Raw genomic sequence first — 14,843 nt, forward strand, 5'->3', positions numbered from 1 at the left:
CGTTTGTCTTATTCCAAGCGTACCATTATCTTGGCTATAGATTCAATGTTTTTCGTTTACACAAATCATCATTCTCCGACACAAAAATACTTTATTCTGGCTAATGCCTTGGCAGCAGCGATGCGCTATAATCGTAGCAGTGATAAGAACTCACTTAATATACTTAGAGTCAGGGCTGGTGATCATTTTTATGAAATTGGCAACAAAATTAACTTGGATGATGCTGATTGTACTGCTTCTGGTCGGATCATCCATTGGCTTCTTCGGTTATAATGCTGCTTACAAGCAAATCGATGAAGCCGCAGGAATTGAACTGGTAGGCTGTGCCAATATAACTACCGGCCTTATTGATCCCGCCGATATAGCTGCTCTGGCTGCAGGCGATACGAGCAAGTTAAGCGCCATTGAAGACCGCATAGGCTGGATTAATGAACATAAACCTATTTTTAAAGAAGCGTTCATCCTCTCGCTCGACGGCAAAGTGCTAGCTGCTGACGCCCGGTTCAAAGAACGAGGTTATAAAGCAGGAGACCCCTTCTATTTCTCCGATGAAGATAAAGAAATGATTACCACCATGAAGCATTCCGCATACTCCAAAGTATATACATATGAAGGAACCTCGCTTAAAACCGGCTACGGCCCCATTTATCAGGACCATGACCCTACCAAACCAATCATTGCTTTGATGGCTATTAACTTTGACGGCCCGCTGATTCAGACACGGACAATGGAAATTATTACTCAGCCCTTCATTATCGGGAGCTCGATTCTGATTGTGGCCATACTTGCCGCATATCTGATGATTCGCCGTATGGTGAACCCGCTCACCAAACTGTCCGCTTCCGTAAACACTGTAGCCAAAGGTGATCTTAGCCGGGAACCTCTACTCTTCAAGAGCAGAGATGAGATCGGGAAGCTGTCGAGCGATTTCAATGACATGACCCTGAATCTGCGCAATCTGATTACACAGGTTAATGATACCTCGATGCTGGTCGCCTCCTCCTCCCAGGAGCTCTCCGCCAGTGCGCAGGAGACCAACCGCGCCGGGGAACACAGCGTCAATGTTACCCTCGAATTGGCAGACGGTGCACATACGCAATTACAGAACCTCGAAGGCAGCTACAAAGCCGTACAGGAAATGTCGCATTTCATTACCGAAATCGCCGACAATGCGGATAGCGCGATGAACAATGCCGCCGTTAACGCCCAGAAAGCCCGGACAGGCCGGGAGTCTATGGATTTGACCACATCCCAGATGGGGATTGTGAGCGGAAGCATCTCCGACCTTTCCGGCATTATTCAAACGCTTAGCAGCCATTCCAAGGAGATCGAGAATATTGTCGGTACGATTGCCAGTATTGCCGAAGAAACGAATCTGTTATCCCTGAATGCAGCCATTGAAGCGGCGCGTGCCGGGGAAGAGGGCCGGGGATTCGCCGTTGTGGCAGGCTCTGTCCGCAAGCTGGCTGAACGTTCGGCGAGGTCTGCCGGCCAGATCGGTGAACTGGTTAGTCTGATTGTGAGTCAGATGGACAAAGCCGGAGAGACCATGAAACGTTCCACAGAAGAGATGCATCAAGGCAAAGAGATGATCATCGCTGCCGGACATTCCTTCTCAGAGATCGAGGCCTCCGTCTCCGATATGTCTTCGCAGAGCCAGCAGATCTCGGCAACCGTCCGTGAGCTTGCGCTGATCTCCGATGGCCTTGTAACTGCAATTCAGAAGATTGTAGATGTCTCTAATCAGACTGCTGAAGGTGCAGAGACCTTATCGGCCTCCTCCCAGGAACAGCTTGCCGCCATGGAGGAAGTAGAATCTTCCGCGGCATTCCTCTCTTCCCTCGCCGAGAAGCTGCAGGTATTGGTCGAGAACTTTAAAATAGCCTCATAAAGCGGGGCCTGGCTTCAAGGATTACTCAGGTACTATCCGGTGACCCCGGGCATATAAATTCTTCTCTTTCAAAAAAAGGCTGTCCCGAACGTGGAATGATCCACGGCCGGGACAGCCTTTTATTTCGAATGAATCTGCATGCATTATGCCGTATTCTCTATGAACCATTGGCCCAGTTCATTGACCGGCATCGGCCGGCCGTAGTAGAAGCCCTGCATCACTCTGCAGCCCAGGGATTGCAGCAGTTCAATCTGCTCTGTAGTCTCCACGCCTTCGGCAACAACCTCCATGTTGAGATTGCTGGCTATGGCAATGATATTACTGATAATAGCTTTCTTGGAGTGCATCTTGCTCTTACGGATGAATACCTGATCAATCTTCAGTGTATTGACCGGGATCTCATCCAGATTCCCCAGCGAAGAGAAGCCTGTCCCGAAATCATCCAGCGAGACTCTTACTCCGAGATTCCGCAGCTTGGAGAGCTGGGCAACCGTTTCTTCCATGTTGTTCATCGCAATGGACTCTGTAATCTCAAGCTCAAGGAAATGCGGCTCCAGGCCAGCACGCGACAGCGCTTCTTCCACCACATCGTACAGACTGCCGTTCTCAAACATCCGGGCCGACATGTTGATCGAAACCGCTACATTTGCCACCTTCGCCTTATGCCAGAGCATGTTCTGTCCGCATACATCATGCAGCATCCAGTAGGTAATCGGCACAATCAGACCTGTCTCCTCGGCAATCGGAATGAATTCAGCCGGAGAGATAATTCCGTGCTCCGGATGTCTCCAGCGCAGCAGCGCTTCAAGACCTACGGTAACATTCATGAATGAATCCCACTTGGGCTGGTAGACAACCATGAACTCCGAGCGGGCCAGCGCCTTGCGCAGATCCTTCTCCAGCGACATCCGCCGTACCTGATGACGGTTCATTTCCAGATCGAACACACTGAACTTGTTCTTGCCCGAGTCCTTGGAGGTATACAGCGCTGTATCTGCAGCCTTCATTAGCGCCGAACGGTCCGTTCCATGGGCGGGAGTCATGCTGATCCCTACACTGGCCGTTACATACAGCTCATTGCCTTCGATGCTATAAGACTTCTTAAGCTCCTGCAGAATATGCTGCGCTTCTTCCTCCGCTGCTCCAATCGTACAATCGGGCAGGGCAATCAGGAATTCATCGCCGCCCAGCCGGAAGACCTTGCCCTTCCCGCCCACACAGCGGGTCAGCCGTTCGGATACTTCCCGCAGCAGCAGGTCGCCGATATCATGTCCGAGCGTATCATTAATGGATTTGAAGCGGTCCAGGTCGACGAAGAACACGGCTCCCGAGATCCCTCCGAAGAAATCATCCTTGAAATAACGCTCCAGTCCATGGCGGTTCGGCAGTTCAGTAAGCGGATCATGGTAAGCCATACGCTCCAGCACATGCCTGTCCAGAAAAACAGCTCCGCCGGAGAGTGCCAGCATAAACAGGGTAACCAGCGAAATGCCGGTCAGCAGAATGACATCTGCCTCCATGAGTACAGGTTTCGTGCCCAGCCAGTTGTCATACTGCAGATGGCTTGTTGTCAGACTGGTATAATGCATTCCGGTAACCGCAAGGGCGATGAACAGCGCTGAATACAGCCTCCAGCGGCTATAGCCTCTATAATCCTTGAATTTGCGAAACATAAATACTCCGATGTAGGAGGCCAGCAGAGCAATCAGAACGGACAAGGCCTGGTCCTTAATTTCGTAATGAACCTTTGCCTCCATCTCTATGGAGGACATTCCGATATAATGCATAAGTGAGATGCCGCCGCCCAGTATTACACCCCCAATAAGAAACCGCCACATTCTCTGGCGGGAAGCCGTCGCTATCTGGAGTGCCGCATAACAGGACAACATACTGACGAGCAGGGACAGAACGGCTGTACCCGGATGGTAGCTGACCTTGAAAGGGAGATGGCTGGCCATAATGCCTACAAAATGCATGGCCCAAATTCCGCTTCCCAGTACGCAGGCACCAGAGAGCAGCCAAAGACGCCTGACCCGGCCAGTGGAATGGGAAACCTGCGAAATCAGATTAAGCGCAGAGTATGCCGCAGTTGCAGCAAGCGCAAAAGATAGTAAAACAATCCAAATATTATAGTGGATTCCCATTTGATCCATAGTTGACCTCTTCACCGGTTTTATTATCATCGTCATTTGCAGTGTTAATCTCAAGTTAAAAATCAATATACGAATAGTAGATGAATGGAAGAGTGCATAGAGATTATAGGCGATCCCTGAAATATAACTTTAGCTGTATTTTACCTTGTATTTGGCAGACTGTCTAAGTAAATACTGGAACTTAGACCCTTTTTTTAATGTCGGCAAAAAATGTCCATATTTGGCGTCAGCCCCCCGCACGGAGGGTTGGAAGCGGGCTGCTGCCTGAATCCTCCGGCAGGAAGGCCCGGTGCCATATCCAGGCATTTGCAGCTGCCAGAATTACCAGATAGATGTATATTCCCGCGGGAATTAAGGTGAACACATAATGTATCCCGGCCAGTCCCGCCAGAACAAACAACTGCACAAAAGCACTGCCGGTGAATTCCTTCCGCCGCGCTGCCTCATACTTCTCCGAGAACGGCAGCGCCCTGGGGAACAGAAGAAAGCACAGCACCGAATACAGTAGCAACGCAAGCAATACAGCGGCCATATCAGCAATAATCCTGGACCCGAACAAGCCTATGAACACGGCTGCCTCCAGAGTAAACAAAGGCACCAGCAGCTTAAGCACCACTGCCTTCAGCATCCCGCGGTATACCATAGCTGTTCCCGGCAAGGGGATTACTTTATATATCCATGCGCCTTTGTAGCTGGTGGAGTAGCGGAGCATTTGTACCGCCGTCATCATCAGGAGAGCACTGTAATAGATAAACAGAAACGATCTGGAGCCTCTGATGGCTGCCAGGTCCCCGCTCCACACCTGATTGAAGATAAAGATAAAGGGCAGCACGAGGGACAAGCCTACAGTTGGATATACCCTAAGCTTGAATTCGCGCTCATGCTTCATCATCGACCAGGTGAAACGGAAGAACATCGCCTCTACCTTGTTGCGGCATGTTATCTCTGACAGCCTGCGGGCTATCCGCCCGGTGCCCTGCCCTGAAGCTCCTTGTTCAGCCAGCTTCTGGAGACTGCGTTCAAACAGCGGCATCAGCCGGATATAGGCTGCAAACAACACGACAGGAGCTGCGAGAGCGAGTACGGCCAGGATAGTTAGATGCCTGCCTTCCGCTCCCCCAACCAGCAGCTCAAACGGAGCCCCGAACCAGACGGGAGGCAGCGCGAAGTGCCACCAGGCAGGAGTGAAATTCAGGCCGAACTCTGTGATATTGAACAGGCGCGATACGAGCTGAGCACCGACAGTTACGCCAACGGACAGAATAATCTGTACATAATTGATGATGTCCTTAAGCTTTTCACCGTCAAAAAACCTTAAAATCAGCAGATAGACCAGCGCAGTAAACACCAGAATGAAGCCGTCCATCAGGATGATCTCCGCAGCATACAGGAAGAAGAACAGCGCTCCGTGCCGGAATAACGAGAACAGAAGCGAGGGGCCGGTGAAGGTCAGGGTCAACGTGAGCAGATAGATCAGAATATGTATGCTTTTGGCCATGTTTAGCGTCCGGCGGTCCACCGGCTTGGAGAAGAGGATGTTTTTGTCCCGCAAATCCAGCATAACTGTCGAGAAATCCGATATCAGCGTCGTTGTGATCATGAACATCACTATGCTGAACATCAGGCTCATGGTCAGAATATAATTGTCTGCAGGTGCAACCAGCGCGATCAGCATCAGCCCGAGCAGCAGATACAGCCACTGCACCCGGAACGGAGAGCCTTCCATATTCAGCCTGGGTTCCTGCGTTCCCGAGAATATCGTTGGTGTCCGCCGGCCGTCCATCGTGAGCTTAACCTGAAGAATGCGGCGCAGTACGGCATAATCGGCTCCGAGCGCCTTAAATATCCATTGCACCCGGTCCAGCAGCTTCAGTACAAAGAAATCACGCATGCGGCGCACCCTCTCCAATCACAGCAACGAACTCACTGGCGATATCCCTGTACTTGTCAAATCCGGTCAGCTGATTGAAAATCTCCTCAAGCGAGCCCTCCCGGCTCTGCTCCCGCAGCTGTGCGAAGGTTCCGTCCGCAACGATATCGCCCCCGTCCAGCAGAATAATCCGGCTGCTGATCTTCTCCACCACGTCCATAATATGCGAGGAATAAAAGATTGTTTTGCCCCTGGCCGCAAGTGTTGCAAAAATCTCCTTCACCACCATTACACTGTTGGCATCCAGACCGCTGAGCGGCTCGTCCAGGAACAGAATATCCGGGTCATGCAGCATGCTGGCAATCAGCAGCACCTTCTGCTTCATCCCTTTGGAGTAGGAGGCAATCCGCATATCGTAGGCCTTATTCAGGTTCAGCAGTCCCATCAGCTTCTCTGCCTTGAGCTCAGCATCCGCCTTCTTCATGCCATACAGCTCTCCGATAAACGTAAGATATTCCCGGGCTGACAGGCTGTCATACAGCTCTGCCACCTCCGGCACATAGCCGATTCTTCTTTTGTAGGCCGTGTCCCCGTCTGAGATATCTCTGCCAAAAATACGCACCGACCCGCTATAGCCCTCCACGAGCCCCAGCATGATCTTGACCGTGGTACTTTTGCCGGCGCCATTGGGTCCGATGTATCCGATAATCTGTCCCCGGTATACCTCCAGGTCAATTCCCCGCAGCACCATTCTGTCACTGTAATTCATCCATAGTCCTTCAATTGAAATGACCGGTTCTTCTGTATTACCCACTACCCTCTCTCCCTTCGGCATGCACATCCATCATCTTCATATTACGTTTTAGCTGTTATCCCTATTTTAGCAAATTTTAACACCAGTTACCTATGAGTTATCGCAACAAGTGCAGTGTAGGGGTAAACGTCAAAAAGAGCGGCCCGCTGGCCGCCCTTAGAGAAAATGTTATCCTATCATTTACCGGGCAAGCAGGTTGTAGATCACCTGTGCCGCCTCGGCCCGTGTGGAGAATTCCAAAGGATGAATTCTACCGTTGTCACCTTCTACTACACCGCGCTGCACAAGAGCCTGCAGAGCTTCTTGTGCGTAGCCGGCAACCTGCGGCGCATCGCTGTAGGTGGAGAGCGCCAGATCTGTCGTGGAGTCCGGCAGCTGACCCAGAACATTCAGCGCACGGTACAGCAGGGTGAACAGCTCCTGCCGTGTAATCTGGTTATCCGGCTTGAACTGGTTATCCCCGGAGCCCGTAGCAATTCCCAGACTCTTGGCAGCAGCCAGATAGCCGGAATAATAGGCTGTTCCTGCATCTGTAAAGTTTGCTCCGCTGCTGTCCGGTGCTATTCCGTAGGCTTTGAGCAGCAGGACAATGAATTGTCCTCTGGTTACTAAGGCGTTCGGACTGTAGCTGCTATTGTCCGTGCCGGAAGTGATGCCTCTGGCTGCCAGGAAGCTTACAGCATTGTTGTACCAGGCAGTATCAGCAATGTCAGCAAATGCAACCTTATTGTAGGCAATGATATATTGCGAGAAATGAGTGGTCACAAATTCGACTGCTGCGGTAGCTGCCTTATACTTGCCCTGAACAACATCCAGGCCGCCTTCCTTGTTGATGTTATATACGATAATAGAATGTGCCTGTTCACCCGCCAGCGGTGTATAAGGAAGACTGATGTGCACCTTCCCGCCGCCGAAGACAGACACCTCGCTATCTCCTGCCCGTACAGTCAGATCATATACCGGTCTGTCTCCAAGTACTGATTTGCCTTCCTCAGTTAAAGACACCTTGGCAATTCTAATGAGGATTGCCCCGCTATCCGCAGCAGCACTGATGCCGGCTACAGCAGTAGAATCGAACGTAATCTGCCCGACGTTCAGAATATTAATCTTAAGACCGGCATTCGTGGCAGAGGCTGCTTCATTAAATGCACTTCGTGGAATGCTGAGCTCCGCTGTCTTGGTATTGGCATCTGCGGCAACGCTGATTTCCAGGACAGCCTTCTTGCCTGCGGCTTCTGCAGCCTTGGCACTGTTCACAAGGTCTGCAACGGCTTCGGCAGAAATAGAAGCCGTTGTTACGCCTGTAGCTGTATCCGTTGTAGCAGTGGCGGCCGCCACTACAGTTACGGTATCCCCGGATGTCGTAGCAGTTAGGGATGGGGCCGGACTGGCACTGGCTACCGGCACAACCGGAGCTCCACCGCCATTGCCCCCTCCTCCACTATTCGAACCGGTTGCCGGTGCATATGCCGGTACGACAACACTGGTATCCGGGCTTGCCTTGTAGCCGAGCTTAGCCGCTGCTCTGACATTATAGGTTCCGGCGGACAAGCCCGTAATTTCCTTGTCCGGGGCCGGTGTGTACGCAGAGGCTGTGGACAACTTATATTCAAGCGCCGTGGTGGTGCCCGTAATAGCTCCGTTCTTATTCTCGGATGAGGTTGGGGCAACACCTTTAAGGCCGGTTGGGGCTGCCTGTTCCTGAATATTGCCCGGAACCACCACTTTTGCTACCGGACTGGCGGTGTAGCCTTCTTTTGCCGGATATCTCAGATCGTACACTCCCGGGATTAAGTCCGTGGTTTCTCCCTCTCCCGCATAGACATACGCAGTAACCGTGGACAGCTTGATCTGTAATTGACCGGTAGTGCCTGTGATCTTCCCGTCCTTGTTCTCCCAGGTTGTCGGCTTCACTCCCGTAAGTCCGGCAGGTGCCGCCTGTCTCTCCGTGAAGGCAGGAATCGTAATATTCGCCTCAGGGCTTGCCGGAATCTCTTCCTGGGCAATATATCTTACCTGATAGCTACCAGGTGTAAGATAGACAGGAGGTACATCCTTGGCATACGTATATTCCGTCACCGTTGTCAGCTTGTACTCCAGCAATTGCAGCTCCTCAGTACTCAGCGCCCCTCTTGCACCGCTGATCTGCCCATCCGTATTCGCTGCGGAGGTCGGCGGGAGTCCCTTCAACCCTGCCGGGGCTGCCTGCTCTCCGGGCAGCGGTACAACAACCTCTATTGCTTCTCCCGCAGCATAAGGTATAACAGTGGTTCCTGCAGGTTTAATGATAGGTCCCTGCGAACCCGTAGTCGCTTTATACCGTACCAGGTAAGTCCCCGGAACCAGGCCAGAAATGGTATCACCTGCGGCCGGCTGATATTCATAGACCGAATCCTGTACAGTCTTGTACTTGAATTCCAGCTGGTCATTGGCTCCTCTGATGGTGCCGTCTGCACTTCCATACAGCCCTGCAGGCACAGCCTCTAATCTGGAATACAGCGTGTTTAAAGCCTGGATTGCATTAGTATATCTGGCACCGTCGGAATATCCGCTGCTTACATACTCCGGCTGGATATTCGTCCAGGAGTACATCAGCTCCACATGCCCAAGAATAGGGGCGCTTTCTCCGGCAGCATCCTTGTTATCTTTGTTGTAAGTAAAGAGATACGGCACCTGAAGTCTGTCGCCGGTGACCGTTTCGTTCAGATCATTCACATAGCTGATCACAGAGGGCTTAGCTGCCTGATTGTTCTCTGTCTTGATATTGGTAAGGTAGGTATTAACCAGATCAACATACAGATTGGCATACGGATGATTGCTCGTTCTGATCTGCAGCTCATTGTTATTATGAGGGTTGGCCCGCCCGCTTGTTCCGGTGTTATTGCCGGACTCCGCTACCGTCAGACCCGCATCAAGCTTCGTATCAAAGAAATAGATCTTGCTTATGTTATGGGCTATCGCCTGTTCATTAATATATTTGATGATGGCCTGGGTATTCGGGCACCATGAGCCCCCGAACAGCAGTGCATAGTTCCCGTCACTGGCCAAAATCTGCTGCAGCTGATGATAGGTTACATGCTCCAGCACAAGGTCCTTATCCTCCGGAGTAAAAATAATATTCCCGTTGTTCTCTCCGGCATAGTTGCGGTTGAACGCTGTTTTAATATACTCGGACTCATTAATCACACTATAGGCGGAGGCTGCTTCAAACACCTGACGCACAGAGGCCTTATAATCATTAACCTTGGCTGAGTCAAGCTGGCCGTCTGTCAGGAATTGCTCCCAGGACTTTCCGTCCTTCAGGTAAGAAACAACAGGCGCGCTGTTGCCCTGCGCATCCTTATGATCCTTGTTGTACAAGAACAGGAATGGGGAATCAATCTTGTTGGCAGTAACCGTCTCGCCGGCCGCATTCACATAACTGACATTGTGCTGCGGGTCTGCCTTGTCATACAGCGAAAGATTCTTCAAATACTTATTGACCAGATCCACATATTTATAGGCATACGGATTATTGCTGTCTGCAATATCAAGAGTGGCCCCGTCCAGCCTGGTATCAAAATTATAGATCACCGGCACATTAATGCCTGTTTCCTTGGCAACCTCATTGATAAATCCGATGTCCGCCTGTGTGTTCCCGCTCCAAGTACCGCCAACCAGTACGGCATAGGTACCCTCACTCTCAAACAGATTGGCGATATCTTCATATGTAGCCGTCTTATATACATGGTTACGGTCATTCAGCTTTGGATAATTCTCATAAAAATAATTATATGTGCTGACTGCTCCAGCGCCGCCCGCTGGCAGGATTGGCTCTGCAGCCGCCTTGCCGGGGATACCCGGCAAGACAAGGAGAGCAGACGCCAGCAGCGGTGCGAGGATTTTATTAAGTTTTTGCTGTGTTTTCATTAGTTGCACCTCAACTTTATCTTTTTTCTGTACTTTGCAATACCAGCCTGCCCGTCAGTTAGTAAGACGCGAAAATCTTAAGGGCAAACTTCCTCTACAGCAGCCGGGGCAGGGGCAGGAGCAGGATTGCTCACAGCAGGCGCCGGGGCTGAGGTATCAGCAGCTTGAGATGCGGAATTGCCGGAGGCTTGCGATGAGGATGTGCTGGCAGCCGGGGCTGAGGCCGGGGCGCTTGCACTCGCTTTGACCACCTCGGTTGTAGAGAACGTCACCTTCTTCGGAGCGGGCTGTTCGGTGGCCTGTGCCGGCGCTGGAGCGGCCGGAGCCGGGGCGGCCGTTTTAACTGGTGCGGCAGATGGTTGCACAGTCTCAGTCTTCGGCGCGGATGCCGTCTGCGGAGCGGCAGTTGCCTGCGGAGCGGCTGTGGCTTTGGGAGCCGCAGCCGTTTGGGCTTGGGCAGCTACAGCAGCGGCTGCCGTCTTGGCTGTAGCCTGCGGCTGTGTCTCTTTAGCCGCAGGAACAGCAGTCGCCTTGGCCTTGACTTCGGCTTCGGCAACCTCTGCCGTCCCGGCGGATGCTGCCGAAGCCGTCTTGCCAGCCTCGGGTGCGGAATTCACTGAAGCCGGTGCGGCAGAGGCTGCTGCCGTGGCTGCAACAACCGGCGCGGCTGCCGTCTCAGCCGTGGCTGTTGTTGCAGCAGCTGCCGCTTCAGGCTTAACAGTCTCTGCTGCAGGGGCTGCAGCAGTATCAGCTGGCGCCGGGGTTTCCACAACATTTGTGATTGTGCCTGCAGCAGCTGCCGCTTCCACAACTAGGGGTTTTGCGGCTGCTTCAGCCTTGTTATCCTGCTTGGCGGATACTGCCGCATATGTCAGTACTGAGAACACTACGGCTGCAGTAATTACGGATATAGTAAGCTTTTTCATAGAGGTAACCCTTCCTTTCACTTCGCCCTAGGCAGTTTTTGGGGAACTCAATTACTCATCACAAAAAGACTCAACAAGACACACTGCTCGCGTGCTCATTGAATCTCTGGCGGTCCAGTCGATTCTCCTTACGAATTGCTCTCTTACAGCAGCAGTATCCTATCCCCCCCTTTAGAATCAAAAAAGAGACTCAACAAAACGCATGGTTATGCGCTTTTGTTGAATCTCTGGCAGTCCAGTCGATTCCTGAATGACTTGCGGATAAGTTCCATATTATTCATACTGACATCCCTTGTCAATTAAAATTTTATTTATCCTATTTGTTTTATCGGATTAAATAAAATTAACATATTTATACATTGACAATCATAAAATTTGTCTATACATTTGATCTCATTATTCACATCAAAAAACTAGGCTTAGGGGGTCTATAACGGGAATGAACAACATCGACAACAATCTATTATCAGCCATTGAGACAAACTGGTATGGCTTCGTGGTTTCTATTTTTGTGTTTGGCATCCTGTATTTCCTGGCACGCAAACGGGTCGGCTTCGGCACCCGGGTCCTGGTCGGGCTCGGAATCGGGCTGCTGGCCGGAATCTTTTTTCAATATTTCGAATTCGAAACCAATGCCATTACTACCTTCGGCAGTATTTATGTCAGTCTGATCCGCATGCTCGTTGTGCCGCTCGTATTCATTCTGGTGCTCAATAGCATATCCTCGTTAACCAACCTTGAATACCTGCGCAAGATCGGAATCAAGACCTTCGCCTGGTTCCTCGGAACAACCGGGATTGCTTCGGTCATCGGATTATCCGTAGCCCTGCTGTTCAATCCCGGAAAGGGCATCCAGCAGGCTGTGCCGGAGGGCTTCACCGCCCGTGAAATCCCTACATTCTCACAGGTTATCCTTGATCTTGTGCCTTCTAATCCTGTAAATGAAGCAGCTACCGGTAAGGTTGTGCCGCTGCTTATTTTCGCCATCTTCCTGGCGGTGGCCATTATCAAAATCGGCTCCAAAAAGCCGGAGGCCGTTAAGCCTGTACGCGATCTTATCGAATCCCTGACCCTGGTGCTGCACCAGGTAGTCAAATTTGTAATCCGGTTAACGCCTTACGGCGTGTTCGCGCTGATTGCCGGAATTACGGCACGATATGGATGGGAGACCCTTCAGGAGCTGGGCAGTGTCATTGTAACCTCTTATGTCGCATTGATTCTGCACTTTGTGCTGGTCTTTGGCGGACTCGTGCTGCTCGTGGTCAAAGTAAATCCTATCCGCTTCTTCCGCAAGGTCTACCCGACGCTAACCGTTGCATTCACCACCAGAAGCAGCTATGCTACACTTCCGGTGAATCTTGAAGTTATTACGAAACGTCTGCATGTCTCACCGCGGATTGCCAGCTTCGTTGCTCCGCTCGGCGCCTCTGTCAACTTCAATGGATGCGGGGGCGTATGGCCTGCTATTGTGGCTGTGTTTACGGCTCAGGTCTATGGAATTCAGCTTACCGGAACCGATTATGTCACACTGGTGCTGGTCAGTATCATCTCCTCCATCGGGGTAGCAGGAGTACCCGGACCGGCTGTAATCTCAACAACCGTCGTATTAACGGCACTCGGCCTGCCGCTGGAGGGGATAGCCATTGTTGCAGGGGTAGAAGCGCTTATTGATATGGGCCGTACCGCTGTCAATGCTACCGGAACTGCCGTTACTGCCCTGCTGGTCGCCAACTCTGAAGGTGAATTCGACCGCGAAGCCTTCAACCGGGGCGATGACGAGGATGAAATTCTTCTTAACACAATATAAGTACTCAAGCAGATATAGGATAGCGTCAGATTTAAACTAGTGAAAAAATACTTGGTGTGCAGTGACCCGATTACGATTTATGCGGTATGATGCGGTATGCTTAATTGTACTTTGTACAACTAAATCGTCTGATTTACAACCGATTATCGGTTTAGTTGTACTTCGTACAATTAAACTGCCGTGTGAACCTTTATTCTCACCATTCGGGTAGATTTAGTTGTACAGACTACAGTTATTAGATGCACGCCTGCCTTTTCGCTGTTTTTAATTGCACATTCTACAACTATCACTGAGTCTCCACTTGGAACTGAATACATACATGGCTGCCTAGTTGAATGAATTCACTTCCTTAGTGCTGATATTGCACTAGAGCATAAAGACATACAGAAACGGATACCGCCCATGGGACGGTATCCGTTTCTCTTTGAAAGAATATTTATTCATAATAGGAGCTTATTATCTCCTGTGACGGCTACACTAGGCTGATTCTTTCCCGTTTCCGGGCAGATTCCAGGCAGCTCTCAATCAGCTTCATATTAAGCACCGGGTCCTCTTCGGCGATCCAGGGCTTGCCGCTGAATACCGCAGTGGCGAAATGATCCGCCTGCTGCACGTAAGGATTGGCTCCGAAGGCTTCCACCTGCCGGGGCTCTCCGCTGCTGCCATACACGAAGAACTGTGCATCGTCGAACCTGGCGTTGAACGGCATCGGGATTTCGATCCGGCCCTCTGTGCCAAGCACCTCCAGCAGCTGGCGGTTATACGCCCACATGCCGCAATCGAAGATCAGGCTCCGCCCGCCGGGGAACTCAACCAGGCCGGAGGCCATCATGTCTACATTATCATGCTCCGGTGAGAAGAGCGCCTGCACAGTTACGGCCTCCGGCTCTGCACCGAACAGCAGCCGCGCCGCTGTGAGCGGGTAGCACCCGACATCATAGAGCGAGCCGCCTCCCCAGGCAGACTTGAAGCGAATATTGGAAGTATCCGTTGCATCGTTATAGGTAAACGTGCCGCGGATGGAACGCAATTCGCCAATCTCACCACCCGCTATAATCTCCTGCAGCTCTGTGATCCGCGGATGATGGCGGTACATATAAGCCTCCGCCAAGTGAACTCCCGCCTTCCGGCAAGCCTCCACCATCCCGGCTGCCTCGCGGCTGTCCAGGGCAATCGGCTTCTCGCACAGGACATGCTTGCCTGCCTCTGCCGCGCGGATCACCCATTCATAGTGCAGATGATTCGGAAGCGGAATATAGACCGCATCGACATCCGGATCGGCCAGCAGTTCTTCATAGCTGCCATAAGCCTTCCCAATACCGAACTCGGCAGCAGCAGCGCTGCTCTTCTCAAGCCCCCGGCTGGCAATCGCCGTAATCACTCCGGTCTCTGACTCCTGGATGGCCGGCATTACCGATCCTGTGGCGATCTGCGCGCAGCCCATAATTCCCCAACGAAGCTTCTGTGTCATAG

At 51.6% G+C, this 14,843-nt stretch carries 8 protein-coding genes; 2 read left to right on the forward strand and 6 right to left on the reverse strand.

Annotation, left to right across the window (positions count from 1 at the left end):
* Positions 1-190: 190 nt before the first annotated feature.
* The gene (locus NSQ73_RS28195) at positions 191-1,891 is read left to right on the forward strand and encodes a methyl-accepting chemotaxis protein (RefSeq protein WP_340989482.1); all 1,701 of its coding nucleotides are present in this window, start codon (positions 191-193) and stop codon (positions 1,889-1,891) included.
* Between the two features lie 143 nt (positions 1,892-2,034).
* Here the strand turns inward: NSQ73_RS28195 and NSQ73_RS28200 are convergent, their stop codons facing one another.
* The 5 genes from NSQ73_RS28200 to NSQ73_RS28220 form a co-directional block, all read right to left on the reverse strand.
* A complete protein-coding gene (locus tag NSQ73_RS28200) occupies positions 2,035-4,044 on the reverse strand; it encodes a putative bifunctional diguanylate cyclase/phosphodiesterase (RefSeq protein ID WP_340989484.1) in 2,010 nt (669 codons plus the stop codon).
* 226 nt (positions 4,045-4,270) lie between these two features.
* Complete coding sequence (locus NSQ73_RS28205) at positions 4,271-5,935, reverse strand: hypothetical protein (RefSeq protein ID WP_340989485.1); 1,665 nt, start codon at positions 5,933-5,935, stop codon at positions 4,271-4,273.
* Entirely contained in the window at positions 5,928-6,683 is a 756-nt protein-coding gene (locus NSQ73_RS28210; RefSeq protein WP_231575454.1) for an ABC transporter ATP-binding protein, read from the reverse strand. Before NSQ73_RS28210 ends, NSQ73_RS28205 begins: the two co-directional genes overlap by 8 nt.
* A gap of 225 nt (positions 6,684-6,908) precedes the next feature.
* A complete protein-coding gene (locus NSQ73_RS28215) occupies positions 6,909-10,637 on the reverse strand; it encodes an S-layer homology domain-containing protein (protein ID WP_340989486.1) in 3,729 nt (1,242 codons plus the stop codon).
* A 77-nt stretch (positions 10,638-10,714) separates the two neighbouring features.
* Positions 10,715-11,563: a hypothetical protein gene (locus NSQ73_RS28220; RefSeq protein ID WP_340948727.1), complete on the reverse strand. Its 849-nt coding sequence runs from the start codon at positions 11,561-11,563 to the stop codon at positions 10,715-10,717.
* Between the two features lie 439 nt (positions 11,564-12,002).
* Here NSQ73_RS28220 and NSQ73_RS28225 point away from each other — a divergent pair, with 439 nt between their 5' ends.
* A complete protein-coding gene (locus tag NSQ73_RS28225; RefSeq protein ID WP_340989488.1) occupies positions 12,003-13,370 on the forward strand; it encodes a dicarboxylate/amino acid:cation symporter in 1,368 nt (455 codons plus the stop codon).
* A gap of 472 nt (positions 13,371-13,842) precedes the next feature.
* Here the strand turns inward: NSQ73_RS28225 and NSQ73_RS28230 are convergent, their stop codons facing one another.
* Positions 13,843-14,841, reverse strand: coding sequence for a Gfo/Idh/MocA family protein (locus NSQ73_RS28230; protein ID WP_340989489.1), 999 nt, complete (start codon positions 14,839-14,841; stop codon positions 13,843-13,845).
* Positions 14,842-14,843: the final 2 nt, after the last annotated feature.

The sequence above is a fragment of the Paenibacillus sp. FSL R10-2736 genome, from assembly GCF_038000245.1.
In the GTDB taxonomy this organism is placed as follows: Bacteria; Bacillota; Bacilli; order Paenibacillales; family Paenibacillaceae; genus Paenibacillus_AQ; species Paenibacillus_AQ phytohabitans.